Raw genomic sequence first — 24,821 nt, forward strand, 5'->3', positions numbered from 1 at the left:
CGACGTGTTCACGCAAGCTCTAGAAGCAGAAAATCGGAGGATTTCCGGCCATGAGTCAGACGCTGCGGTTCGTCCTATCCACCGGCGGTGAGCGGGAGATTACCGTCCGCTACGCACTGAACGCCGGATATGCCGGTCGTGACACCGAGCAGGTTCAGCACCATGTGGACGAGCTGGCCGAGCTCGGCGTCCCCGCGCCGACCCGGATCCCGACCCTCTACCCGCTGTCGGCGTCCCTGGTGGGCCGGCCGGAGGTCGTTCAGGTCGCGCACGGCAAGACGTCGGGGGAGGCCGAGTGGGCGCTGGTCGTCGGCGAGACGCCGGACGACCTGCTGCTGACCGTCGCCTGTGACCACACCGATCGCGCGCTCGAGGTGCACGGTGTTGCCTGGAGCAAGCAGTCGGCGCCGGACGTGCTCGGTGATGTCGCCTGGCCGCTCAAGGACATCGAGAGCGAGCTCGACCAGTTCACGCTCAAGGCGTGGGTCCGCCACGGTGACACCGAGCAGCTCATCCAGGACGGAACGCTCGCCCAGTTGCTGCCCCCGTCGTACTGGGTCAAGGAGCTCGGCGACCGGCTGGTGCCGGGCACGGTTCTGCTCAGCGGGACGATTCCGATGATCGCCGGCGTCGACCAGTTCGCCGACGCGTGGCGGGTCGAGCTGACCGATCCGCGCGGCGTGACCAGCCGGATCGTCTACAGCGTCGAGCAGCTCGCCGAGGCCTGGGAATGAAGACCGAGCGCGAGTTCTTCCCGACCGGCGACCTCGCCTGGACGCCGGTCGACGCGATCGAGCAACGGGTGCTGAGCGAAGCATCCGACGGCGCGCTGACCAGGCTGGCGCGCTGGCCGGCCGGTACGACGTCGGGCGCCGACGTGATCAGGCACGAGTACGTCGAAGAGGTCTATCTGCTCGAGGGATCGCTGACCGATCTCACCCTCGAGCAGACCTTCCACCCCGGCGACTACGCCTGCCGGCCGCCGGGGATGCCGCACGGCCCGTACACGACGGTTGACGGCTGCGTGATGCTCGAGATCAGGTACTCAGCTCGCTGAAGCAGCCAGCTCGATCAGTGTCCGTACGGCGTAGCCGGTGCCGCCGTTCGGCGTGTAGCCGGAGGCCGAGCCGTCGTTGAAGGCCGGGCCGGCCACGTCGAGGTGCACCCAGTCGATGCCCTCGGCAACGAAGTCGCCGAGGAACGCGGCGGCCGCGAGCGCGCCGCCCCAGGGCTCACCGGTGATGTTGGCCAGGTCGGCGACCTTCGAGTGCGACTTCAGCTTGTCCAGCATCTCGCTCGGGATCGGCAGCGGCCACATCGGCTCGCCGGCCGCCACCGCGGCGTCGACCACCCGGTCCCGGGCGGTGTCGGTGTTCGCGAACGCGCCGGCCACCTTGGTGCCCAGGGCAACGACACAGGCGCCGGTCAGGGTGGCCACGTCGACGATCAGGTCGGGCTGGTCCTCGGACGCGCGCACCAGGGCGTCCCCGAGCACGAGCCTGCCCTCGGCGTCGGTGTTCAGCACCTCGACGGTCTTACCGCCGTACATGGTCAGGACGTCGGAGGGGCGCGCGGCCGATCCGGACGGCATGTTCTCGGCCATCGCGGCGTATGTCGTGATCTGGACCGGCAGCCCGAGCTTGGCGATCGCCAGCGTGGCACCGATCACGGCGGCGGCGCCGGCCATGTCGGACTTCATGCTGATCATGCCGCTCGCGGTCTTCAGCGACAGGCCGCCCGAGTCGAAGGTGATGCCCTTGCCGACGAACGACAGGTGCGTCACCGGCTTCTTCGGCGTGTAGGTGATCCGGACCAGCCGCGGCGGGTTGGTGGAGCCCTGGCCGACGCCGAGGATGCCGCCGTACCCGCCCTTGATCAGGGCCTTCTCGTCGAGCACCTCGACCTTGACGCCGTAGTCCTTGCCCAGCTTCACCGCGTGCGCGGCGAACTCGACCGGGTGCAGGTCCGACGGCGGGGTGTTCACCCAGTCCCGGGTCAGGCGGATCGCCTCGGCGGTGACCTCGGCGCGCTCCAGCGCGGCCTTGGCCTCCTTGGTCCGGGCCAGGTCGGTCAGCACGGTCAGTGCGCCGGCCTGGTCGGACGAGCTCTCCGACTTGTACGTCGTGAAGGCGTAGCGACCGAGTAGCGCGCCCTCAGCCACCGCACGGACGCACTCGGCATCCGGCGTCGGCAGCGCGAACGCCACCGACTGGCTCAGCTTGGCGGCGCGGACACCGGTGCCCGCGGCGATCCGCAGGTCCTCGGTCTTCAGCGCGCCGTCCGGGGCCTCGCCCAGACCGACGGCGATCAGCGTCGCCGACTTGCCCGGCTTCGGGCCCGGCACCTTGGTCACCTCACCGGTCTTGCCGGTGGCGCCCAGTCCGGACAGCACCTCCACCAGTTGCCCGCCGTACGCGGCGTTGAGCGACTCGGTGCCGGCCGGCAGGGTCACCGCGCCGCCGAGTTTGACGACGCCGATGACGACCGCGTCGGTTCTGACACCGGCCGCATCGGACTTGCTCAGGGTGATGGTGCTCACGAAATTCTCAGTCCTCCTTGACCAGCGAGCGGATTGCCGGTCGTGACGGTACGTGAATACTGCCTCCGCATGCTACGCGTCAGGTAGCTTGCCCTCCATGACCGGATCGCCTGAATTGAAGAAGTCGCCGCTGCACGAGCGCCATGTCGCGCTCGGCGCCAAGTTCGCCGAGTTCGGCGGCTGGGAGATGCCACTGGAGTACTCCGGCGTGGTCGCGGAGCACACCGCGGTCCGGACATCGGTGGGTGTCTTCGACGTGAGTCACCTGGGCAAGGCGACCGTCACCGGCCCGGGCGCCGCGGAATACGTGAACGCGTGCCTGAGCAACGACCTCGGCAAGATCACGCCGGGCCAGGCGCAGTACACGCTGTGCTGCAACGAGCGCGGGGGAGTGGTCGACGACCTGATCGCCTACCTGCACGCCGACGACGACGTCTTCCTGATCCCGAATGCCGCCAACACCGCCGAGGTGGTCCGCCTGTTGCAGGCCGACGCACCGGAGGGGGTTGTGGTGAAGAACACGCACGACGACTACGCCATCCTCGCCGTGCAGGGCACCAACAGCGACGACGTGGTCGCAGCGATCGGTCTACCGACCGGCCACGACTACATGTCCTTCGCGGTCGCCGACTTCGCCGGTACGCCGGTAGTGGTGTGCCGCACGGGCTATACGGGCGAGCGTGGCTACGAGCTCGTCGTACCGAATGCCGCCGCGGTCGCGGTGTTCGACGCACTGCTGGCGGCCGGTGCGCCGTACGGCATCGTCCCGGCCGGTCTGGGTGCACGGGACACGCTGCGGACCGAGATGGGGTACCCGCTGCACGGCCAGGACATCTCGCCGGACATCAGCCCGGTGCAGGCCCGGTCCGGGTGGGCCGTGGGCTGGAAGAAGGAGCACTTCTGGGGCGACGCCGCACTGCGGGCCGAGAAGGAGGCAGGCCCCGCACGCATCCTTCGCGGCCTGCTGGCCGTCGGCCGGGGGATCCCGCGGCCGCACATGTCGGTTCTGGACGCGTCCGGCAGCGCACTGGGCGAGGTGACGTCGGGCACCTTCTCGCCGTCGCTGAAGAAGGGCATCGCGCTGGCGCTGCTGGACGCAGGGGTGAAGGAGGGCGACGAGGTGACTGTCGACATCCGCGGCCGTCAGGAGGCCTTCGCTGTCGTCAAGCCACCGTTCGTCACCGTGAACGTCCGGGAGAGCTGAGCTCTAGTCCCACGCTTCTGTCATGACCATGCCTTTCCGGAAGGGGCGGTAGGGCAGATCTTTGGGCAGGCCTGTTACCACGCGCTTACCATGAGCCGTGGAATACCGCCTGCTCGGTCCGGTCCAGATCTGGTCGGGCGGCGATCAGGTCCGCCTGAAGCGCCGCCAGGAGCGGTTGCTGCTCGCTGTCCTCTTACTGGAGCCCGGCAAGGCAGTGTCCGCGGAGCGGCTGATCGGACTGCTCTGGCCGGAGGAGCTGCCCACCAATCCACGGCGGGCGCTGCAGGTCTACGTCTCCCGGCTGCGCACTGTGCTCGACGTCGAGCTCACGAGCGGGCGGGAGGGGTACGCCATCCAGGCGCGTCTCGGAAGCACCGACATAGAGCAGTACAGAGCGCTCGTGGCGCAGGCCCGGCATCAGGACGACCTGGAGCAGCGCAGCAAGCTGCTCACTGATGCGCTGGGGCTCTGGCGTGGACCTGCGCTGGCGGACGTCACGACAGAGGATGTCCGCCAGCGGCTCTGCAGAGGGCTGGAGGAGGAGCGCTGGGCAGTAGAGGAGCTCCTCCTGTCCACCGAGCTCGCTCTCGGCCACCACCAGGAGCTGCTCCCACGACTAGCCGACCTGAGCGCCACCCAGCCGACCAGAGAAGCCTTCGCGGCCGCGTCGATGCTGGCGCTCTACCGGTCCGGTCGCCAGACCGACGCCCTCACTCTCTATACCTCTCTTGTACGGCGCCTCGACGAAGAGCTCGGTCTGGAGCCGGGAGCCGACGTGCGCGACCTCCACGTCGCGATCCTGCGCCAGGACCCGGCGCTGGATCTCACCGTCCCGCCGGCAGTACCGCGGGAGCTCCCGGCAGACGTAGGCCTGCTGATCGGCCGCGACGACGTACTGGACGATCTGTCGGCCGTGCTGCTCGGTTCGCCGCGTCCCGGCGTACCGGCTGTTGTCTGTCTGTATGGGGCAGCGGGAACTGGGAAGTCCGCGGCTGCGGTTCGGCTGGCGCACCGGCTGGCGGATTCGTTCCCGGACGGGCAGCTGTTCGCGCGGCTCCAGGACGTGGACGGGCAGAGTCTGCCGGCCCGGATGGTCCTCGGACGGCTGCTCCGATCGCTCGGTGTGGACGGCTCGGAGCTTCCGGAGTCATTGGAAGAGCGCTCTGCCCTCCTCCGCAGCCGCTTGGCCGAGAAGTCCGTTCTACTCGTCTTCGACGACGCCATCGATGCAGGCCAGCTCCGTCCGCTGCTCCCAGCCGGCGGGGCGGTGATCGTCACGTCCCGGCGTCCCTTGCTCGGCCTGGAGGATGCCACGCACCGAGAGCTCCTGCCCTTGTCCGATGAGACCAGTGCCGAGCTCCTGGGCGCCGTGTCCGGTCTTGGCGCGGCTCGCGTCGCCGAGGTTGTCCAGCATTGCGCCGGCCTGCCACTGGCCCTCCGCATCGTCGGCGCCCGCCTCGCGCTCATCCGTGAGGACGTGGCCGAAGTGGTCCAGACCCTCGCCGACGAGTCCCAACGCCTCGACTACCTGGTCGCCGGCGACCGAGCCGTCCGAGCCAGCCTCGACCTGACCCTCAGCGTCGCCACCGCCGAAGCCCGCCACTTGTTCGCCCGTCTGGCCCTCGTCGGCGCCGACGAGTTCGCGCCCTGGGTCGCAGCGCCGCTCCTCGACCTCGAGGAGGACGCAGCCGCCGCCGTACTCGAGAACCTCGTCGCCCTGGGGCTCGTCCAGCCGCGCCGCTTGACGCCGGTCCGCTACGGACTGCACGGGCTGGTCCGTGCCTTCGCCGTCGAGCTGCTCCAGGCCCTCGACGTGGAGGCCCGGTCCGAGGTCGAGCTGCGGTACGTGGAGACGGTCCTTCGCCTGGTCGCGACGGCCGACGCGAGTATCGATCACGCGATGGCGACCAGCGTCGCCGACGAGGCGGGGGAGGAACGCCTGCTGCGCGGGACCATGGCTGCCGCCGCCGCGGGTTCGGGGTGGCTCGACGTCGAGGCACCCGTGGTGCATGCCGCCGTCCTGCTGGCCGCGCGGACCGTGCCCCGGACCGCCGGTCTGCTCGCTCTGCGGTTCAAGGGCTTCCTCGCGGTCCGCGACCTCCGCGAGATCTGGATCTCGGTCCTGGAGGTCGCCCGCGACGCGACGGCCCATTCCGGTGACGTCGACCTCGAGGCCGATCTGGACCGCAGCCTGTGGGTGGTCCACGCCCAGAGCGGCGCGTCGTCGGACGAGCTCGCGCGGTTGTCCGAGCGGTCGCTCGACTCGGCGGTCCGCTCCGGCAGCGTCGAGCTACGGAACCGGGCGCTGGAACAGGTCGCGTGGGGCGCACAGCTACGGACGGACTTCGGTCGCACGCTGGAGGTGGTCGACGAGATGCTGGAGCTGGCGGATGCCATGCCGGAGGCCGTGTCCTCGAGGGCCCGCGCACTCAGTACGCGCGGCGTCACCCTGCAGTGCCTCGGCCGGAACCTCGAGGCGCAGGCGGACCTTCGGGAGGTGCTGGCTCTGGACACCCCCGGCAACCGGTTGCATGCCATCCGGCTGGTGCATCTCGCGAGGTGCCTGCTCGACAGCCCGGGGCTGGGTGCCGAGCACCTCGATGAGTTGGCCGACGTCGTGGACCAGGCTCGCCAGATCGTCGAGCGGCTGGGCGACAACCTCGGTCTCGCCTACGTGGAGAGCTGCGCGGGGACGGTCATGGTCGCGGCCGGTCGGCCGGCGGACGCCGAGCGGGTGCTCGGCGCCGCCGCGGAGCTCTTCACCCGGCATCGTGACGAATCGGGGGAGATCGCCAACGCGGTCGGATGGGCGCGACTGGCGATGGCCGACGGCCAGCCGGACCGGGCCCGGCGGGAGCTCGGCCGGGCGCTGAAGATCGCGTCGACCGACCTCGCCGTCCATGAGGTCGAGCGCCAGCGGAAGCTGCTCGGTCTGGCCCCTTGAGACCGGCTGGGGACGTTTCGCCGGAACGGGCCGGATTGTTACATTCTGTTATTTTGTGGCACAAATTGGCCACTGTCGGTGCTGTGCCGACGCGTTTCGCGAAGGATTGATTGCGGATAGTGACCGTTGGGGGCAAATGTTCCGGTCCAGTACCCGTTCCGGTAACGATTTGTGCACTGCTGCCGGGCACCGCTGGTTTGGTGTCACAGTGTCAGGCAGGCTAGCGCGCGGCTGGGGGGTTCACCGGTGTCAAGGGGATTTGACGCAGGCCCTTCCAGCGAGCAAATGTTCGGCACGATCTACAGACCGCGCCGGACCTACGGACCACCAATCATCCGGCTGACAGAGCTGACGGAGCGCGAATGAGCATTGGGTCACCCGACTCGACCGTTGGGATCGAGGACCACCCGGCGTCTGCGGAGCCGGAGCGGGCCAAAGGTGTCGCGCACGGCAAGTCGCCGACCCGGATCGCGATGGACCGGCTCCGCAAGGACAAGGTCGCGATCATCTGCGCGTCCATCGTGGTGCTGTTCATCCTGGTCGCGATCTTCGCGCCGGTGCTGGCGAAGCTCGAGGGTTCGGACATCGCCAAGTTCAACCCGGACCTGGTCGACGCCTACGGCTTCCCGGCCAGTGGGCCGACCGCGAGCCACTGGTTCGGCGTCGAGCCCAAGACCGGCCGGGACAACTTCGCCCGCTGGGTGTACGGCGCCCGCCCGTCGCTGATCATCGCGTTCGTCGCCACGGTCTTCGGCACCGTCGTCGGTGTCGTGATGGGCCTGCTGGCCGGCTTCCTCGGCGGCTGGGTCGACCGGGTCATCTCCTGGATCATCGACTTCGTACTGAGCCTGCCGTACCTGCTCTTCGCGATCGCCATGGTGCCGATCGTCGAGCAGCTGCGCGGCGGTTCGTTCAATCTCTCGCCGGCGGAACAGGCCCAGATCAGGTTCTTCGTACTGATCTTCGTGCTGTCGTTCTTCGGCTGGGCAGGCCTCGCCCGGATCATCCGCGGTGAGGTGCTTTCGCTGCGCGAACGCGAGTTCGTGCTGGCTGCCAAGGCGATCGGGGTGCCGACGCGGCAAGTGCTGTTCAAGGAACTGCTACCGAACCTGGTGGCACCGATCGTCATCTCGGCCTCGCTGGCGCTGCCGGCATATGTCACCGCAGAGGCCGGGCTGTCGTTCCTCGGTGTTGGTCTGATCGAGCCGGTCCCGTCCTGGGGCCAGACGATCGCCACCGCCACGAACTGGTTCAAGGCCGACCCGATCTATCTCTGGCTGCCGGTGCTGGGCATCACGATTCTGGTGCTCGCGCTGGCGCTGCTGGGTGACGCGGTCCGCGACGCCTTCGACCCGAAGACCCGCCGGTAGCCCGGCGTTGCCCCGAGCGGCAGAAAAGGAGAAACACGACAATGCAGTGGAAACGGATCACCGCGGTCGCGGCGACGGTCATGCTGGCCGCCGTGGCCTGCGGCAGCCCGTCGTCGAACAACGGCGGTAACAACACCGGCGGCGGCAACGTGGGCGGCGCGCAGGAGAAGGCTACCGACCCGACAGCGAAGGGCCCGGCCAAGCCGATCGACGGCGCGAAGACGGGCGGCACCATCACGGTGCTGTCGGACGTCACGCCGGACACGTTCGACCCGACCAACATCTACTACGTCGACGGAAACCAGATCGGCAAGCTGATGTACCGGGCGCTGACCCAGTACAAGCTGGACGAGAAGACCGGTAAGCCGGTTCTGGTCCCGGACCTCGCCGAAGACCTGGGCACGCCCTCGGCCGACGGCCTGACCTGGACGTTCAAGCTCAAGCAGGGCATCAAGTACATGGACGGCACGCCGGTCAAGGCTGCCGACTACGCGTACGCGATCAAGCGCTCCTTCGCGCACGACCTGTACGACGCGGGCCCGACGTACCAGCTGCAGTTCTTCAAGGACGGCGGCAAGTACAAGGGTCCGTACACGGCCGGTGGCGAGAACTACTCCGGTGTCGAGACGCCGGACGAGAGCACCCTCGTCATCCACCTGGACAAGAAGTTCAACGACCTGCCGTACTACGCGGCCTTCCCGATGTTCACGCCGATCCCGCAGGCGAAGGACACCAAGAAGAACTACGAGCAGAAGCCCATGACGACCGGCCCGTACCAGGTCGAGTCGTACACCTCGGGCAGCGAGCTCAAGCTGGTCAAGAACCCGAACTGGGACCCGAACTCCGACCCGGTGCGTTACCAGTACCCGGACGGCTTCGACTTCAAGTTCGCCCAGGACACCATCAAGGTGCAGCGGCAGGTGCTGGCCTCGTCCGGCCCGGACGCCGCCGCGCTGAACTACAGCAACCTGGACGTCAGCCTCTACCCCGAGCTCAAGGACCCGTCGCAGCTGGTGAAGGGCCCCGGCCCGTGCACGATCACCTGGCCGATGGACACCCGGAAGATCCCGCTCGAGGTCCGCAAGCTGATCGTCAAGGCCTTCCCGTTCGACTCCTGGCGCAAGGTTTCCGGCCAGGCTCCGGACAGCTCGTTCCCGGCCTCGACGATCCTGCCGCCGGCCGTTCCCGGTTACGAGAAGTACGAACTGCCGGGTATGAACGGCACCGGTAAGGGTGCTGAGGACGACGCCGTCGCCGCCGAGGTCAAGGCGGAGCTGGAGAAGCTGGGCAAGTCCGGCTTCGAGCTCAGCTGGTACTTCTCGAACGACGACAAGATCGCCACGCAGGTCAACCAGCTTCGTACCGGCGTGTACCAGAAGGCGGGCTTCAAGGTCAAGGCCACCGGTGTGCCGAAGGCGCAGATCCGGACCTTGACCGGCGACCAGAACGCCCCGGTCAACATGGGCAAGACCCCTGCGGGTTGGTGCTCGGACTGGCCGGCCGGTACCAGCTGGTTCCCGGTTCTGTTCAAGTCCGACGCGGTCGACCTGGGCAACAGCATCGGTCAGCTGCAGGACAAGGCTCTGGACGCCGAGATCGATCGGGTCGCGGCTCTTGACCCGAACGAGCAGCTGAAGGAGTGGTCGAAGATCGACAAGAAGATCCTGCAGGACTACCTGCCGCTGGTGCCGCTGTACTACTCGGCCAGCGCCTTCCCGGTCGGTAAGAACATCGGTCACGCCGTCAACGACATGACCCAGGGCATGCCCGAGTTCACGTCGCTGTACCTGAAGCAGCCGTAACCGGTTCGCTGACGGATCTCGCTTGATCTGAAGAAAGGGTGGTGGCCGGCCTCCGGGCCGGCCACCACCCCCCTCGGTGAGGAGACACCTCGTGCTCTACTTCGTGGCGCGCCGCCTGGTCAGCGCGCTCAGTGTCGTGTTGGTCACGCTGATCGCGACCTTCGCGTTGTTCTTCATCGCGCCGACCGACCCGGCCGCCGCGATCTGTGGTGAGCGCAACTGCACCCAGCAGCGCTACGACGAGATCAAGAAGAACCTCAATCTGGACAAACCCAAGGTTCAGCAGTTCGCCGAGTACACCGCGGGCATCTTCGCCGGGCGGACCTTCGAGACGTCTGGCGTCATCCAGGAGTGCGACGCGCCCTGCCTGGGGTACTCGTTCAAGAACGACCGGCCGGTCACCGAGATGCTCAGCGCCCGGTTGCCGGTGACCGTCTCCCTGGTCGCCGGGTATGCGGTCATCGTTCTCACCATTGGTGTCTTCGTGGGCTCGATGGCTGCGAAGCGACGCGGGACGCTGGGGGACCGGGCGCTGATGAGCAGCACCCTGATCCTGAGCTCGGTGCCGTACTACATCGTGGCGCTGATGATCTCGCTGTACCTGACGATCCTGTATCCGATCCTGCCCCGGGGCGGGTACACACCACTGACGGACAACCCCGGCAAGTGGTTCGCCGGCCTGCTGACTCCCTGGCTGGTGCTCGGGATCTACAGCTGTACGTCGTACGCCCGGTACTCGCGAGGCTCGATGGTCGAGACGCTGAGCGAGGACTACATCCGGACCGCACGGGCCAAGGGCCTGTCGGACCGGGTCGTGACCTACAAGCACGCGCTGCGCTCCGGCATGATCCCGGTCGTCACGATCTTCGGTCTGGACATCGCCGGCAGCCTCGCCGGCGCCATCTTCACCGAACGGATCTTCGACCTGCCCGGCCTGGGCAACCTGGTCCTGCAGAGCTTGGAGACCTACGACCTGCCGGTCATCATGGGGACGGTGCTGGTCGCGTCCGTCGTGCTGGTGGCAATGAACTTCCTCGTAGACGTGGCCTACAGCTTGATCGACCCGCGGGTGAGGCTTTCGTGACCACTCCCGCCCCAGAAGACCGGAAGGACAGCATGGCCGAGAGTGCAGCGGCGCAGCCGACCGCGGCGGCGGACGCCAAGCGTGGGCCGTCGGTCGCGACGCGCGAGAAGCGCTCCGGGCTGATGAACCCCAGCGGCGAGACGCCGTACCTGGTGGTCGAGGACCTGACGGTCAAGTTCCCGACCGCCGACGGTGTCGTCAGCGCGGTGAACGGACTGAGCTACTCGGTGCCGCTCGGCCGCACGCTGTCGATCGTGGGTGAGTCCGGCTCCGGCAAGTCCGTGTCCAGCATGGCTGTGATGGGACTGCACGACCGCAAGCGCACCCAGATCACCGGCTCGATCCGGCTCGGCGGTGACGAGCTGATCGGCTTGTCCGAGAACGACCTGATGAAGATCCGCGGCGACGCGGTCGCGATGGTCTTCCAGGACCCGCAGTCCTCGCTGCACCCGCTGTACACGGTCGGCAACCAGATCTCCGAGGCCTACCGGGTGCACCACAAGGTGTCCAAGGACGTCGCGAAGAAGCGCGCGCTGGAGATGCTCGACCTGGTCGGCATCCCGAACCCGATCCGCCGCTTCGGGCAGTACCCGCACGAGTTCTCCGGCGGTATGCGGCAGCGCGCGATGATCGCGATGGGTCTGGTCAACGACCCGAAGCTGATCATCGCCGACGAGCCGACCACCGCGCTCGACGTGACGGTCCAGGCACAGATCCTGGACCTGCTGAACAACCTGCAGAAGGAGTTCGGCTCGGCGATCGTGCTGATCACCCACGACCTGGGTGTGGTGGCCGAGATGGCCGACGACGTGCTGGTCATGTACGCCGGCCGCTGCGTCGAGTACGGCACGGCCGAGGACGTGCTGGCCAACCCGCGGATGCCCTACACCTGGGGTCTGCTCGAGTCGATCCCGACGGTGTCGGCGGCGAGCGAGAAGCTGCGCCCGATCAAGGGTCTGCCGCCGAGCCTGCTGAACCTTCCGTCCGGGTGCTCGTTCAACCCGCGCTGCCCGTACAAGGACCGCGTCAAGGGTGAGCGCTGCACGACCGACCTGCCCGAGCTGCTGCCGGTCGACGGCGCAGGTGCCCACACGTCCCGTTGTCATCTGCACGACAAGGCCTCGATCTACGAGGCCGAAGTCCTGCCGAGACTGAGCTGACGAGGGGACTGAGGAGAGACATGAGCGACAAAACACGTCCGGTCGACCAGCCGGCCGCCCGGGGCGAGACGTTGCTGCGGGTCCGCGACCTGAAGATGCACTTCCCGATCAAGGAAGCCGCCGGTCTGGGCCGGACGAAGAAGACGGTCCAGGCCGTCGACGGCGTCAGCTTCGACCTGAAGGCCGGGCAGAGCCTCGGTCTGGTCGGCGAGTCCGGGTGTGGCAAGTCCACCACCGGCCGGATGATCACGCGGCTGCTCACCCCGACCTCGGGTGAGATCAACTTCAAGGGCACCAACATCGCCCAGCTGAAGGAGCGGGAACTGCGCCCGTTCCGCCGGCAGCTGCAGATCGTCTTCCAGGACCCCTACAGCTCGCTGAACCCGCGCCAGACGGTCAGCAACATCATCAGTACGCCGCTGCGCGTGCACAAGCTGGTGAAGAAGGGTCAGGAGCTCGCCCGGGTCCAGGAGCTGCTGGAGCGGGTCGGTCTGAACCCCGAGCACCACAACCGCTACCCGAACGAGTTCTCCGGCGGTCAGCGGCAGCGGATCGGCATCGCCCGGGCGCTGGCGGTCGAGCCCGAGGTGATCATCGCCGACGAGCCGGTCTCCGCGCTCGACGTGTCCATCCAGGCCCAGGTGATGAACCTGCTGGAGGACCTGCGGCGTGATCTCGGCATCGCGTTCGTGTTCATCGCGCACGACCTCGGAGTGGTCCGCCACTTCTGTGACGAGGTCGCGGTGATGTACCTGGGCAAGATCGTCGAGCAGGGCCCGCGGGACCAGATCTACGGTGCCCCGCAGCACCCGTACACCCAGGCGCTGCTGTCGGCGGCCCCGGACCTCGGCACGATCCGCGGCGTTCCGCCGAAGGAGCGGATCCGGCTGGTCGGCGACGTACCTTCGCCGATCGACCCGCCGAGCGGCTGCCGGTTCCGGACCCGCTGCTGGAAGGCCGAGGACATCTGCGCGACGCAGGAGCCGAAGCTCGAGGGCAAGCCGCAGTCCACCCCCGGTCACGCCGCGGCGTGCCACTTCGCCGAGCCCAAGGTCGACCTCGTCGCCGAGATCGCCTGAGCCAGGCCAGCCCTTCGAGAGCCGCCCCGACCGTTCTGGTCAGGGCGGCTCTCGGCTGTTCGGGCCGGTTACCATCCGGAGATGGAATTCCGCCTGCTCGGAGCGCTCGAGGTCCGTGACGGTGCCGCCGAGATCAAGCTGGTACGGCGCCAGGAGCGGCTCCTGCTCGCGGTCTTGTTGCTGAGGGCAAACGAACTGGTGGCGACCGAACAGCTCATCGATCTGCTCTGGCCGGATGATCCGCCAGGGGATGCGCGCGGAGCCCTGCAGGTCTACGTGTCGCGGCTGCGGAGGGCCGGGATCACGATCGACGGCGGTCGCGACGGATACGCCGTACGGGCTGGGAGCATCGACCTCGAGCGGTTCCGGGCGGGTGTCGCCGAGGCGCGCGCGTTGGCGGATCCCGTCGACCGCGGCAGTGCGCTGCGGGCGGCGTTGGAGCTGTGGCGCGGTGAGCTGCTCCCGGAGCTTGTCGATGGACCCACTCGGGATCGGCTCTGCGTGCCGGTCGAGGAGGAACGTCGCAGCGCGGTCGACGAGCGGATCCAGGCCGACCTCGCCGCGGGATTGCACACTCAGCTGCTTGCCGAGCTGCCCGCTGTCGTCGAGCAGGACCCCACCCGGGAGGCCACGGTCGCGGCCTGGATGACCGCCTTGCATCGTGCGGGCCGACGCCAGGATGCGCTCGACGTGTACGCCGCCGTGACCGCGACGCTGTCTGCTCGGTTCGGCCTCGAGCCTGCGCCGGCGCTGCGTCGGCTGTATTCGGCGATTCTCCGCAACGACCCGGGCGCTCGAAAGGTGTCCGACGACCTGGTGCCGCGCGAGCTGCCGGTCGACATCTCGCTGCTGGTGGGGCGTGACGAGTTGCTGGTAGCCGGCGTACGGGCGTTGACCGACGGTCCGACGAACGTCTGCCTGTGGGGTGCCGCCGGGGTCGGGAAGTCGGCTACCGCGACTCGGATCGGGCACTTGGCCGCGGACGCCTTTCCGGACGGTCAGGTGTTCGCGCGGCTGCAGGATGTCGGGGGAGCGGCCGTGCCGGCGCAGACCCTGCTCGGGTCGATGCTGCGGTCGGTCGGAGTGGCGCCGAGTCGGGTGCCGGAGTCGCTGGAAGAACGGATTCGGCTCTACCGGGAGAACACCGCCGATCTGGCGCTACTCGTCGTACTGGATGATGCGCTCGACGCCGAGACAGTCGAGCAGCTGCTGCCGTCCGGGCCGAGTTGTGCGGTGGTCGTCACCTCGCGGAGATCCCTTCCGCAGTTGAAGAAAGCGACCCATCTGCAAGTGCTGCCGCTCGATTCGGCGGCCAGCAACGACCTGCTGGCCAAGCTGATCGGCCGGGCCCTTGGGGACCCAGCAGTGGTCGCGACCGTCGCGGCCGAGTGTGCGGGGCTGCCGCTGGCGCTCCGGATCATCGGTTCGCGCTTCGCCCTTTCCGGCGCCGACGCGTTCACCGCGATGCTCGGAGCGCTCGCTGACGACGACGCCCGGTTGGACTCGATGGTCGCCGGCGACCTCGCCGTACGAACGAGTCTGGACCGCAGCCTCGCCCTGGCCGAGCCCCGGACCAGGCAGCTGCTGGCCCGGCTCTCGCTGGTCGGCGTGACCGAGTTCCCGGCCTGGGTCGCGGCGCCTCTGCTGGACGACGACGAACTGACCGGCCACGTGGCGTTCGAGCAGCTCGTCGATCTCGGCCTGGTCGAACTCGTCGCGGTGGAACCGTTCCGGCGCTACAAGATGCATGCCCTTGTCCGCTCGTACGCCGCAGAGCAGCTCGCACGAGCAGGCGATCCCACGCACCCACAGCAGCGCTACCTCGAAGCGGTCCATCGACTGACAGCGCTGGCCGATTCCGGCGTGAACCACGGCTGGACTGTTGCGGCACACCTGCCGACGCCTGCGACGCCGGTGCTCCCGGACGCCGAAGGCGCGATCGAGGCTGACGCGATCCGATGGTTCGAGGCCAGCGCGCCGCTGATCGACGCCGCCGCCCGCTCCGCGCTCAGCGCGGGTGAGCCTGAGCTCGCCGGGGCAATCGCTCTGCTGCTGAGCGGGTACCTCAGCGTCCGTGATCAGCGGCAGCGTCGCAACCAGCTCCTGCTGGATATCGCCGAGGTCGTTGCCGAGAGCGGTCCGCTGGAGCTCTCGGTCCGGCTCCAGCTGGCGTTCTGGACCCACCACACCGGCGCTGTCGCCGATCAGTGGAGCGCGGGCGTCCGACTCCGCGAGCTTGCCGAACAGACCGGCTCACTCGCCCTGCAGGCCCGGGCCGAACTGCAGCTCGCAGCGGCCGCTCTGCATCTCGCCGACTATCGCAAGGCCCGCGAGCACGGCCTTGCCGCGCTCGCCCTGGTCGACCGGCCGGGTGGCCCGGAGGACCTTCGGTTCCTTGCCGTGCGCCGCCTGGTCCACGTCGCGGCGGAGCTGGACGAATACGACGATGCCGCGCGCTGGGGCGAGCAAGCCGTGCGGATGGCGCCGCCGAACAGCAATGTCCAGGGCGAGGCCCGGATGCTGGTCGGCGAGATCTACGCCCAGATCGGGAGCTATCCGAAGGCCGAGGAACACTTCACCGCGGCGGTCGCCACGTTCGAGGCCCTGTCCAGCGACGGCAATGTCGCCCAGATGCGTTGTCTGCTGGCGTCCACGATGGCCAGGCAGGGCAAGATCGACCAGGCCCGCTCGATGCTCGAGATGCCCAAAGCCGTGTACGCCGATGCTCCGGCCGGCCACCTGCGCCTGCGGATCGCAGTGGCCGAGGCCGACATCGCGATGGCCACCGGCGACATCGCGGAAGGCCGCCGGATCCGGCTCGAGATGATCGACGTGGTGACGGCCCGCGGGGACCTGTCGAGCGCACGCTACTTCCGTGACCTGATCGACAACGACCCCCGCGACCCGGCGAACCAATGAGTCAGGTGAGGGCGAGGGCCAGGAGGGTTAAGGGGAGTGCCAGCTCGATCGCAGCGCCCAGTACGTCGCCAGTGGTGCCGCCGAGGGCGGTTCGGGCTCGGTGGGTGGTGGCTAGGGCGGTGAGCGGGCCTAGAAGGACGGCACAGGCTAGGAGCGGGCTCGAGAGGGTTAGCCAGGTGAGGGCTACTGCAGCGGCCAGTACGGCGGCTGTCGTGAGGGCGGCGACCAGGGGGTGGACGGTGGCGGCTACCAGGGCGCCTAGGCCGTCCGGGCGGGCGGAGGGGACGGTGGTGCGGCACGTCCAGGGGAGGGTCAGGCGGCTGGCGGTGGTGGCGGTCAGGACTGCTTGCCAGCCGATGCCGGACTGGATGCAGGCGGTGAGCGCGGCGACGTCGACGAGCAGGACGGCGACGATGCTGAGGACGCCGAACGGGCCGATGTCGCTCTGTTTCATGATGCGGAGCATGGTTTCGCGGTCGCGGCGGCTGCCGAGGGCGTCGGCGAAGTCGGCCAGGCCATCGAGGTGCAGCCCGCCGGACAGCCCGGCCACGACGAGGATGGCGAGGACGGCCGCCAGCAGGTCGGCGTCCGGGCGCAGCAACTGCACGAGCGCGACCACCCCGGCCGCGATCCCGCCGAGTACGGCGCCGACCACCGGCGCGAGCAGCATGGCTCGTCGCCCGACCGTGCGGTCGACCTTTGCCGGCATTCCCGCCGGCAGCACGCTCAGCAGGCCGAAGGCGAGGCGCGCCGGATCCAGGCTCATGTGAGCCTGAGAGTACGGCCGGCGATGCTGTAGAAGACCTCGTCGGAGGCCAGCGAGATGGACGTGTTGAGGTGCCCCATCAGATCGCGGAACACCCGGGTGCCGTGCTCCGCGGGCACGATGCCGCCGCCGATCTCGTTGCTGACAGCAACTACGCGTCGTGAGGTGCCGGCCCAGGCCGCGGTCAGTGCGGCGATCTGCCGCGAGACGACGTCGGCCCGGCCGGGGTTGGTCCAGATCTGCAGCGCGTCCATGGTCTGGGACAGCCAGAGCGTCAGGCAGTCGATCAGGAGCGGCGGGCCGGAGGACTCGAGCAGGGGGATCAGATCGGTCGTCTCGATCAGTCCCCAGGAGGCAGGCCGACGGGCCCGGTGCTGGGCGATCCGGGCCGCCCACTCCCGGCTTCCCGCGTCCTGTCCGCCGGTGGCGACGTACACGACATCCGGGAGGTCGGCGAAGAGGCGCTCGGCGACGAGTGACTTGCCGGAGCGGGCGCCGCCGAGGACGAGGGTGCGGTCAGGCATGCGGACTCCTTGGTTCGAAGAGCACTGGGGTGTCGAAGGCTGCCTTCCGGGCAGTACGGCGGAACGCGTTCAGCACCGGGCGTCCGAGCACCAGCACCAGTACGGCGCACAGCACGCCACGTGGGATGTCCCAGCCGAGCGACGTCGCCACCACGAACAGTAGGTAGCGGTGCAGGTTTTCGGCCAGCCCGTCTCCCGGGATGAACGAGAAGGCACTGCCGAAGGTCGCGTAGGGCCAGAACCACAGGTTCATCACCACGCCGTACAGGACACCTGCGACCAGCGAGTACGCCGCCAGGAGCAGCAGCTCGAGTCGTCCGCCCACGCGGGGCAGCAGGCCGGCGAAACAGCCCACCCACGCACAGGCGAACATCTGGAACGGCATCCACGGCCCGACTCCGCCGCTGATCAGCGCACCGCCCAGCAGCGACACCGAGCCCAGCACAAACCCGAACCCGGCCCCGAACGCTCGCCCGGCGAGCACCAGCAGGAAGAACCCAGGCTCCAGCCCCGCAGTCCCCGGACCCAGGGCGCGGAGTGCGGCACCGACCGCCGCCAGCATCCCGAGCAGCGAGATCACCTTCGCATCGATGCCTGACTCGGATAGCTCAGCCAGTACGACGGCCACCAGCAGCGGCAGCAGCAACACGAACAGCCAGGGCGCATCGGTCGTGTGGCCGATCGCAGCTGCACCTGCCTGGTCCGTCCGCCAGAAGAGCGGCCAGGCGAACGCCACCACCCCAACCAGCGACGCCAGCACCAGTGCGCCGGTACTGCGCGGCCGGAGCCGGATCAGGTTCACGATGCGCGCTCCAGAGCAGTGGCGACCTCGCCAACCGTCAGAAACGGTAGCGGGGCAAGGATCTTGGCCACCTGCGGCGCGAACGCGGGGGAGTCCGCCACAACCGTCGCAGTCTCGCCCTCACTCACCAGCTCGCCGTCCGCCAGCACCATCACCCGGGTGGCGACCTCAGCAACCATCTCCACGTCATGGGTCGACAACACGACCGCATGCCCGGCCGCAGCCAGCTCGCGCAGGATTTCGACCAGTCGCCGCTTCGCTCCGTAGTCCAAGCCCCGCGTGGGCTCATCGAGCAGCAACAGCGGCGGCGCACCGCACAGTACGACGGCTAGCGCCAAGCACAACCGTTGTCCCTCGGACAGGTCGCGGGGATGCAGTTGATCATCCACATCCGGTGCCAGCCGCTCCAGCACTGCCCGGCAGGTCCCGGCCGCCACATGGAAGTCCGCGTCCGCGCTCGCGCACTCATCCGCGACCGTTGCCGCGTACAAGAGGTCAGCCGGCTCCTGCGGTACCAGTCCGACTGCCTTGACCAGCTTGGCCGGTCGCGTACGGCGTGGGTCCGCGCCGGACGCGGTGACCGTGCCAGCGCGCGGCGGAACGATCCCCACCAGCGCATTGAGCAGCGTGGACTTCCCAGCGCCGTTACGTCCCATCAGTGCGACGATCTCGCCGGCCCGGATGCTCACAGAGACACCACGCAACGCCGTCACGGCCCCATAGCTAACGACCAGGTCGGTGCAGCGCGCCAACTCAGCACCTGTTGTCACAGCTCGCCGCAGCGGCTTCACATCAGCCAGCTGACTTCGTAACGCAACGGCAGCGCGCCGAGCATCCCGTACCGACAGGGGCAGCGGAGACCACCCAGCCAGCCGGCCGAGCTCCACCACCGGCGGTGCGACCGGTGCGGTCACCATCTGGTCTGCTGGCAGTCCGGTCGACACCAGCCCGATCCCACCCGGTACCTCGATCACCCGGTCGGCGTACTGCACCACTCGCTCGAGCCGGTGCTCCGCCATCACCACAGTTACACCGAGGTCGTGCACCAGTCGCTGCAGCGCGGCCAGCACTTCCTCAGCCGCCTGCGGGTCGAGAGCAGACGTCGGCTCATCCAGCACGAGCACTGCGGGATGCGAGGTCAGCGCGGCGCCGATAGCGGTTCGTTGCCGTTGGCCACCAGATAGCGACGTCAGTGCGCGATCCCGTACGTCGGCCAGCCCCAGCAGATCCAGTGTCTCCTCGACCCGGCGCCGCATCACGTCCGGCGCCGTACCGAGCGACTCCATGCTGTAGGCGAGCTCGTCCTCCACGGTGTCGGTCACGAACCCGGTCATCGGGTCCTGTCCGACGAATCCGACCACATCGGCAAGATCACGCGGCCGATACTCCCGGGTGTCGCGACCGTTCACGAGCACGCGCCCAGCCAGCGTCCCACCGGTGAAGTGCGGCACCAGACCGTTGATTGCCCGCAGCAAGGTCGACTTACCGGAGCCAGTCCGCCCGATCACCAGCGCCAGCTCACCTTCCGGCACAGTGAAGCTCACATCCTGTACGGCGGGCACCACAGCGCCGTCGTACGTGACTGTGACTCGATCGAACTCGATCATGCGGCCGCTCCCGGTCGAACCGGCGGAGCGGCCAGCGCTGGAGCCAGTCCGACCAGTACGCCGATCACCGGCAGCAGGGGGATCGGCGGCACCACGAGTGGTCCGTCCAGCAGCAGGCCGTGTACTCCGCGGACCGCAGCGACCACCATGACGGCCGCAGCGATCGCACCGGCCGCCGTGACGAGCCACTCGGGCAGAGCCCACGGATCGGGCCGGTACCGGGTACGGGTCACCCGCTGGCGGCCAATCCCGAGTGCGCCGACCGCCAGCAGCAGTCCGATCGCCAGAGCGGTCAGAGCGAACGGAAAGGCCAGTGAGTCCGTCAGCAAGGCGTAGACCCCGAGCAGGATGCCCAGCAGCCCCAGCAGCACGCACAGCCCAGTGATCCGGCGTTGCCGACGCGGCACCTGGGCAGTCCGGCCGTAGCCGCGCGAGTCCATCGCGGCCGCCAACTCGACCGATCTGTCCAGCGCGCCCTCCAGCACCGGCATGCCGGTGGTCCGGAACGACCCGCGGGTCCGGCCCCGCAGCCGTCGGGCTGCCCGGATCCGCCGGGCATCGGTCACCAGCTGCGGTGCGAATGTCAGAGCGACCACGCAGGCCACGCCCATCTCGTAGAGGGCCCCGGGCAACGACTTGAGCAGCCGCCGGGGACTGGCCAGCGCGTTGGCCGCGCCGATGCAACACAACATCACCGCGAGCTGACCTCCGTCGTACAGGGCGGTCAGGACGGCTTCCAAAGTGACCTGACCGCCGAGCTTGACCCCGGCAGCCCAGTCCGGCAAGGGGATCTGCGGCAGCGTGAACAGCACGGTGTTGCCCTGCGAGCGCGTCGACAGCAACGCCTGCAGGACGATCCGGATCCCGATCACCACCAGGCCGAGCTTGAGGAACGCCGTGAAGCTGTGCGCCCACGGAGCGTCGGTCCGCCGGGCCGCCACCACGAACCCGGTCACCGCCAGGATCAGCACCAGCAGCACGGGGTTCCGGGTCCGGCTGGCGGCGACCGCCATCCCGAGAGCCCACAGCCACCACGCCCCCGGATGCAGTGCCCGGGGGAGCGTCAGGCGGTGGACAGCGCGCACTACGTACGCCGACGGCGCACGAGCAGCACGCCACCCGCGATCAGACCGCCGACGAGCACCACGACAATTACCAAGGGCACCCAGGTGCTGCTGCCCCCGGTGTCGTTCTCGAGCGAGGGTTTGACGGCCGACGAGCCAACCGGAGTCTTGACCTGCAACTGCACCGTGGGATCGGTGGCCGGGACCTTGATGTCCTTGATCGCCTCACCGCAGCCCGAGGCCGGGTAGCCCTCGATCCCGCAGGTCAGGCCCTTCTCGAGCCGGGTCGGTCCGACGGCGGACAGCACCTGGGCGCCGTTCGACTTCACATCGGTCACCACGCAGGTCCCGGTGGGCGAACCGGCGGTGCTGCCGGCAGGCTGGTCGTCCGCCGTACCGGGGTCGATCACCACCGCGACACGCTTCTTGCCGGCCTCGGCCGGGGCGTCCTTGCAGATCGCCGCGAAATCACCGGCGGCCCGCGGCACCCGCGGCTTGGCGCCACCGACCGCATACCGCCAGCCCTCGACGGACCCGTCGGCCGGTACGACGCCGTCCGGGCCCTTCTGCGCGAACGTCCACTGCGAGGACGACCACTGGTAGTAGCCCCAGAACCGGAACCCGTCCTCGGCATACGCCTGAGTGGTGGCGGTCCCCGCAAGAAGCAGGGCCGCCACCAAGCTGAGAAGCAGTCGCTTGAGAATCACCCGAGCAGCGTAATGCCTTACTCCTGCGCCTCGAGGCTCATCGGGCCGTAGACCTCGCGGCCGTCCTCGAGGAGGAAGACGTGCGCGACGCCCTTCTCGACGAGCTCACGCCAGATCTCGCCCAGCCAGCTCTCGGCGTCGCCCTGGGCGGAGAACTCGGTGCCGCCGACCTCGCTCGGGTCGACGACGGCTCCGGACGCGGTCTCGAACCGCCACACCCAGCTCATGATCCCGGCCGGGTCTGCGGGGAGTTCTGGGCGGTCTTGGCCGGGTCGCGTTCGACGATGCTGCCGAGCGTCTCGTCGATCCGCTTCAGCAGCGTCTCGTCGAGCTTCACACCGGCCGCCTTGACGTTCTCCACGACCTGCTCGGGCCGCGAGGCACCGACGATCGCGGACGCGACGTTCGGGTTCTGCAGGACCCAGGCGACGGCCAGCTGGCCGAGCGACAGGCCGGCCTCCTCGGCGATCGGCTTGAGCTCCTGGACCCGGGTCAGGACGTCGTCGTTCAGGAACCGCTTGATCATGTTGGCGCCGTTCGCGTCGGTCGCCCGCGAGCCCTCCGGCGGCTGCTGCCCCGGCAGGTACTTCCCGGTCAGCACCCCCTGCGCGATCGGGGAGAACACGATCTGGCTGATGCCGAGCTCCTCCGACGCCGGGACCACCTCGGCCTCGATGGTGCGCCACAACATGCTGTACTGCGGCTGGTTCGAGACGAACGGGATGCGCAGCTCGCGGGCCAGCCGGTGGCCCTCCTGCAGCTGCTCGGCGGTCCACTCCGAGACCCCGATGTAGAGCGCCTTGCCCTGGCGGACCACGTCGGCGAAGGCCTCCATGGTCTCCTCGAGCGGCGTCTCGGTGTCGAACCGGTGAGCCTGGTAGAGGTCGACGTAGTCGGTCTGGAGCCGCTTCAGCGACCCGTTGATCGACTCGTGGATGTGCTTGCGGGACAGACCGGTGTCGTTCGGTCCGCCCGGTCCGGTCGGCCAGTAGACCTTGGTGAAGATCTCCAGCGACTCGCGCCGCTCACCCGCCAGCGCCTCGCCGAGGACCACCTCGGCCTTGGTGTTGGCGTAGACGTCGGCCGTGTCGAACGTGCTGATGCCGGCGTCCAGCGCCGCCCGCACACACGCCTTCGCCTGATCGTTCTCCACCTGGGAGCCGTGGGTCAGCCAGTTCCCGTACGAGATCTCGCTGACCTTCAAACCACTGTTGCCGAGATAGCGGAAGTCCATGGTCCCGACCTTATCCGGTCAGCTGGCCTGATCTCAGCTGGGCCGTTCGCCGCGCTTGACCATCGGCTTCGGCAGCCGCCAGCGGCGCATCTGCATCGTCCGGCGGACCGCGTAGAACCCGATCCCCTTGACCGGCTCGCTCGGGAACTTCGTCCCGACCGCCTTCTTCAGGCCCGCCGAGAGCAGGAACCAGTCACCGGCGATGACCAGGACCATCACCAGGAAGAAGATGTTCACCAGGCCGGCCAGCCAGGGGTACTGCCGCGAGAACACGACCCCGACCAGGGAGACCACGAGCAGGATCGGCAGCGCGAACTCCATCACCGAGTAGCGCGCGTCCACGAAGTCACGGGCGTAGCGCCGTACCGGGCCCTTGTCTGCGGCCGGCAGGTAGCGGTCGTCACCGGTCTGCATGGCCGACTGCATCTTGGCCCGCTCGGTCCGCATCTTCTCCCGGCGCAGCGCCGACGCCTCCTTGCGGTTGCGTGGCTTCTTGTACGTCGCCTTGCGGGCCGCCTCGGCGTCCTTGCGCGACGGAGTCGGCCGTCCCTTGCCGCCCGGCTTGGCCTGGGGCTCAGCGGGTACGGTGGCTGTAGTTGTATCGGACTTGGTACGACGGAACACGGGGTCTGAACCTCATTCGGCAGGACATGCGACTCGGGGTGGTCCCGGGACGTGAACACCACTTTATCCGGGCCAGTCCTGATGGTGTGGTGACCCGTAGGGACATAGGGTGGTTGACACGCACGCCGGGTCGACGCTCCGGCACAGAAGGGGTACGGATATCGATGAGCATCTTCAAGCGGATGTCGACGATCTTCAAGGCCAAGGCGAACACCGCCCTGGACAAGGCCGAGGATCCTCGCGAAACCCTTGACTACTCGTACCAGAAGCAGCTGGAGCTGCTCCAGAAGGTACGCCGCGGTGTGGCCGACGTGGCCACCAGCCGGAAGCGGGTGGAGCTGCAGGCCTCGCAGCTGCAGGCGCAGTCGGCCAAGCTGCAGGACCAGGCCCAGAAGGCGCTCGGGATGGGCCGTGAGGACCTGGCCCGCGAGGCCCTGACCCGCAAGTCCGGGCTGCAGGGCCAGATCGACGACCTGACCACCCAGCACGCCCAGCTGCAGGGTGAGGAGGAGAAGCTCACGCTGGCCTCCCAGCGGCTGCAGGCCAAGGTCGAGTCCTTCCGGACCCGCAAGGAGACCATCAAGGCCACCTACACCGCGGCCGAGGCGCAGACCCGGATCAACGAGGCCTTCTCCGGCATCTCCGAGGAGATGAGCGACGTCGGCCTCGCCGTGCAGCGGGCCGAGGACAAGACCCAGCAGATGCAGGCCCGGGCCGGTGCGATCGACGAGCTGCTGGCCTCCGGCGCGCTCGACGACGCCAGCGGCACCCAGAAGGACAGCCTGACCCTGGAGCTGGAGCGGATGTCGTCCACCTCCGGTGTCGACGACGAACTGGCCAAGATGAAGGCCCAGCTCGCCGGTAGCAGTGCCCCCAAGGAGCTGTCGGGCGACGCCCCGGCCGCAGGTCAGCCCGCCCAAAATCAGCAGCCGGCAACTGCACCTGTTTCAGAGCCGGCGCGACCACAGGACGGAGACGTTCGATGATCGTTCGAATCATGGGTGAGGGCCAGTGGCAGCTCGCCGACGACAAGCTCGACCAGCTGAACGTTGTCGACGGTGATCTGGAGAAGGCTGTCGCCGCGGGTGACGAGAGCGGTTTCCAGACCGCGTTCGGCGCCCTGCTCGACTTCGTCCGCTCCGGCGAGAAGGTGCCGGACGGCGACCTGCACGACTCCGACGCGATCCTGCCGCCGAGCGACAGCTCGCTGGCCGAGATGCGTGAGCTGATCAGCGGCGACGGCCTGATCGCCGGCTGACACACCCCCTTCCGTCGCAGCCCGCGTCGGCGAGAACCCCGCGGACCGATTACGGTCCGCGGGGTTCTTCAATTGACCGGGGTGCAGGCGCCAAAACGCATTCGGTTGCGCAGGGGTAAACACTCGCGGTCAAT

At 68.6% G+C, this 24,821-nt stretch carries 22 protein-coding genes; 12 read left to right on the forward strand and 10 right to left on the reverse strand.

All coding sequences use genetic code 11. The annotated features are described in order from the left end of the window. Positions 1-50 precede the first annotated feature (50 nt). A complete protein-coding gene (locus OG474_RS33775) occupies positions 51-734 on the forward strand; it encodes a DUF2848 domain-containing protein (protein ID WP_405057663.1) in 684 nt (227 codons plus the stop codon). After that, positions 731-1,057 (forward strand): cupin domain-containing protein, encoded by a 327-nt coding sequence (locus OG474_RS33780; protein WP_405057664.1) that lies wholly within the window; start codon positions 731-733, stop codon positions 1,055-1,057. The genes OG474_RS33775 and OG474_RS33780 overlap by 4 nt, the downstream gene beginning before the upstream one ends. Here OG474_RS33780 and OG474_RS33785 read toward each other — a convergent pair. Further along, the gene (locus OG474_RS33785; protein WP_405057665.1) at positions 1,046-2,539 is read right to left on the reverse strand and encodes a leucyl aminopeptidase; all 1,494 of its coding nucleotides are present in this window, start codon (positions 2,537-2,539) and stop codon (positions 1,046-1,048) included. The genes OG474_RS33780 and OG474_RS33785 overlap by 12 nt on opposite strands. A 97-nt stretch (positions 2,540-2,636) precedes the next feature. On the opposite strand from OG474_RS33785, the gene gcvT reads away from it, so the two are divergent. The 8 genes from gcvT to OG474_RS33825 all read left to right on the forward strand — a co-directional run bounded on the left by gcvT (position 2,637) and on the right by OG474_RS33825 (position 16,101). Then, entirely contained in the window at positions 2,637-3,743 is a 1,107-nt protein-coding gene (gene gcvT, locus OG474_RS33790) for a glycine cleavage system aminomethyltransferase GcvT (RefSeq protein WP_405057666.1), read from the forward strand. A gap of 97 nt (positions 3,744-3,840) precedes the next feature. Next, a complete protein-coding gene (locus OG474_RS33795) occupies positions 3,841-6,687 on the forward strand; it encodes a BTAD domain-containing putative transcriptional regulator (protein ID WP_405057667.1) in 2,847 nt (948 codons plus the stop codon). 362 nt (positions 6,688-7,049) lie between these two features. Beyond that, a complete protein-coding gene (locus OG474_RS33800) occupies positions 7,050-8,057 on the forward strand; it encodes an ABC transporter permease (RefSeq protein WP_405057668.1) in 1,008 nt (335 codons plus the stop codon). Positions 8,058-8,098: 41 nt separating this feature from the next. Continuing rightward, complete coding sequence (locus tag OG474_RS33805) at positions 8,099-9,859, forward strand: ABC transporter substrate-binding protein (RefSeq protein WP_405057669.1); 1,761 nt, start codon at positions 8,099-8,101, stop codon at positions 9,857-9,859. A gap of 91 nt (positions 9,860-9,950) precedes the next feature. Further along, positions 9,951-10,943, forward strand: a complete 993-nt coding sequence (locus OG474_RS33810; protein ID WP_405057670.1) for an ABC transporter permease — start codon at positions 9,951-9,953, stop codon at positions 10,941-10,943. 32 nt (positions 10,944-10,975) lie between these two features. Then, positions 10,976-12,103 (forward strand): ABC transporter ATP-binding protein, encoded by a 1,128-nt coding sequence (locus tag OG474_RS33815; protein ID WP_405057671.1) that lies wholly within the window; start codon positions 10,976-10,978, stop codon positions 12,101-12,103. 20 nt (positions 12,104-12,123) lie between these two features. Beyond that, positions 12,124-13,182 carry an ABC transporter ATP-binding protein gene (locus tag OG474_RS33820; RefSeq protein ID WP_405057672.1) on the forward strand — a complete coding sequence of 353 codons (1,059 nt, stop codon included), beginning with the start codon at positions 12,124-12,126 and terminating at the stop codon, positions 13,180-13,182. 81 nt (positions 13,183-13,263) lie between these two features. Continuing rightward, the gene (locus OG474_RS33825; RefSeq protein WP_405057673.1) at positions 13,264-16,101 is read left to right on the forward strand and encodes a BTAD domain-containing putative transcriptional regulator; all 2,838 of its coding nucleotides are present in this window, start codon (positions 13,264-13,266) and stop codon (positions 16,099-16,101) included. A gap of 1 nt (position 16,102) precedes the next feature. Here OG474_RS33825 and cobS read toward each other — a convergent pair whose 3' ends face one another. From cobS to OG474_RS33870, 9 genes are read right to left on the reverse strand one after another with little or no spacing between them, the layout of a single operon-like run. Continuing rightward, positions 16,103-16,867, reverse strand: coding sequence for an adenosylcobinamide-GDP ribazoletransferase (cobS, locus tag OG474_RS33830; protein ID WP_405057674.1), 765 nt, complete (start codon positions 16,865-16,867; stop codon positions 16,103-16,105). Continuing rightward, entirely contained in the window at positions 16,864-17,391 is a 528-nt protein-coding gene (locus OG474_RS33835) for a bifunctional adenosylcobinamide kinase/adenosylcobinamide-phosphate guanylyltransferase (protein WP_405057675.1), read from the reverse strand. Before OG474_RS33835 ends, cobS begins: the two co-directional genes overlap by 4 nt. After that, on the reverse strand, positions 17,384-18,193 hold the full coding sequence (locus OG474_RS33840) for an ECF transporter S component (RefSeq protein WP_405057676.1): 810 nt from the start codon (positions 18,191-18,193) through the stop codon (positions 17,384-17,386). The genes OG474_RS33835 and OG474_RS33840 overlap by 8 nt, the downstream gene beginning before the upstream one ends. Further along, positions 18,190-19,800: an ABC transporter ATP-binding protein gene (locus OG474_RS33845; protein ID WP_405057677.1), complete on the reverse strand. Its 1,611-nt coding sequence runs from the start codon at positions 19,798-19,800 to the stop codon at positions 18,190-18,192. Before OG474_RS33845 ends, OG474_RS33840 begins: the two co-directional genes overlap by 4 nt. Beyond that, complete coding sequence (locus OG474_RS33850) at positions 19,797-20,885, reverse strand: CbiQ family ECF transporter T component (RefSeq protein ID WP_405057678.1); 1,089 nt, start codon at positions 20,883-20,885, stop codon at positions 19,797-19,799. The genes OG474_RS33845 and OG474_RS33850 overlap by 4 nt, the downstream gene beginning before the upstream one ends. Then, positions 20,885-21,571 carry an SCO2322 family protein gene (locus OG474_RS33855; RefSeq protein WP_405057679.1) on the reverse strand — a complete coding sequence of 229 codons (687 nt, stop codon included), beginning with the start codon at positions 21,569-21,571 and terminating at the stop codon, positions 20,885-20,887. The genes OG474_RS33850 and OG474_RS33855 overlap by 1 nt, the downstream gene beginning before the upstream one ends. Positions 21,572-21,588: 17 nt before the next feature. Continuing rightward, the gene (locus OG474_RS33860) at positions 21,589-21,798 is read right to left on the reverse strand and encodes a hypothetical protein (protein ID WP_405057680.1); all 210 of its coding nucleotides are present in this window, start codon (positions 21,796-21,798) and stop codon (positions 21,589-21,591) included. Beyond that, complete coding sequence (locus OG474_RS33865; RefSeq protein WP_405057681.1) at positions 21,795-22,805, reverse strand: aldo/keto reductase family protein; 1,011 nt, start codon at positions 22,803-22,805, stop codon at positions 21,795-21,797. Before OG474_RS33865 ends, OG474_RS33860 begins: the two co-directional genes overlap by 4 nt. A gap of 33 nt (positions 22,806-22,838) precedes the next feature. After that, entirely contained in the window at positions 22,839-23,429 is a 591-nt protein-coding gene (locus tag OG474_RS33870) for a DUF3043 domain-containing protein (protein WP_405057682.1), read from the reverse strand. A 164-nt stretch (positions 23,430-23,593) separates the two neighbouring features. On the opposite strand from OG474_RS33870, the gene OG474_RS33875 reads away from it, so the two are divergent. Together OG474_RS33875 and OG474_RS33880 are read left to right on the forward strand one after the other, a co-directional pair. Beyond that, positions 23,594-24,415 (forward strand): PspA/IM30 family protein, encoded by an 822-nt coding sequence (locus OG474_RS33875; protein ID WP_405057683.1) that lies wholly within the window; start codon positions 23,594-23,596, stop codon positions 24,413-24,415. Then, entirely contained in the window at positions 24,412-24,687 is a 276-nt protein-coding gene (locus tag OG474_RS33880) for a hypothetical protein (RefSeq protein WP_405057684.1), read from the forward strand. Before OG474_RS33875 ends, OG474_RS33880 begins: the two co-directional genes overlap by 4 nt. Positions 24,688-24,821: the final 134 nt, after the last annotated feature.

Source organism: Kribbella sp. NBC_01505, assembly GCF_045040285.1.
Taxonomy (GTDB): Bacteria; Actinomycetota; Actinomycetes; order Propionibacteriales; family Kribbellaceae; genus Kribbella.

Coding starts and splice junctions, on each gene's coding strand:
- OG474_RS33800 (WP_405057668.1), top strand. CDS start 7,050: ATGAGCATTGGGTCACCCGACTCGACCGTTGGGATCGAGGACCACCCG.
- OG474_RS33805 (WP_405057669.1), top strand. CDS start 8,099: ATGCAGTGGAAACGGATCACCGCGGTCGCGGCGACGGTCATGCTGGCC.
- gcvT (WP_405057666.1), top strand. CDS start 2,637: ATGACCGGATCGCCTGAATTGAAGAAGTCGCCGCTGCACGAGCGCCAT.
- OG474_RS33860 (WP_405057680.1), bottom strand. CDS start 21,798: ATGAGCTGGGTGTGGCGGTTCGAGACCGCGTCCGGAGCCGTCGTCGAC.
- OG474_RS33780 (WP_405057664.1), top strand. CDS start 731: ATGAAGACCGAGCGCGAGTTCTTCCCGACCGGCGACCTCGCCTGGACG.
- OG474_RS33880 (WP_405057684.1), top strand. CDS start 24,412: ATGATCGTTCGAATCATGGGTGAGGGCCAGTGGCAGCTCGCCGACGAC.
- OG474_RS33875 (WP_405057683.1), top strand. CDS start 23,594: ATGAGCATCTTCAAGCGGATGTCGACGATCTTCAAGGCCAAGGCGAAC.
- OG474_RS33825 (WP_405057673.1), top strand. CDS start 13,264: ATGGAATTCCGCCTGCTCGGAGCGCTCGAGGTCCGTGACGGTGCCGCC.
- OG474_RS33835 (WP_405057675.1), bottom strand. CDS start 17,391: ATGCCTGACCGCACCCTCGTCCTCGGCGGCGCCCGCTCCGGCAAGTCA.
- OG474_RS33815 (WP_405057671.1), top strand. CDS start 10,976: ATGGCCGAGAGTGCAGCGGCGCAGCCGACCGCGGCGGCGGACGCCAAG.
- OG474_RS33775 (WP_405057663.1), top strand. CDS start 51: ATGAGTCAGACGCTGCGGTTCGTCCTATCCACCGGCGGTGAGCGGGAG.
- OG474_RS33865 (WP_405057681.1), bottom strand. CDS start 22,805: ATGGACTTCCGCTATCTCGGCAACAGTGGTTTGAAGGTCAGCGAGATC.
- OG474_RS33845 (WP_405057677.1), bottom strand. CDS start 19,800: ATGATCGAGTTCGATCGAGTCACAGTCACGTACGACGGCGCTGTGGTG.
- cobS (WP_405057674.1), bottom strand. CDS start 16,867: ATGAGCCTGGATCCGGCGCGCCTCGCCTTCGGCCTGCTGAGCGTGCTG.
- OG474_RS33820 (WP_405057672.1), top strand. CDS start 12,124: ATGAGCGACAAAACACGTCCGGTCGACCAGCCGGCCGCCCGGGGCGAG.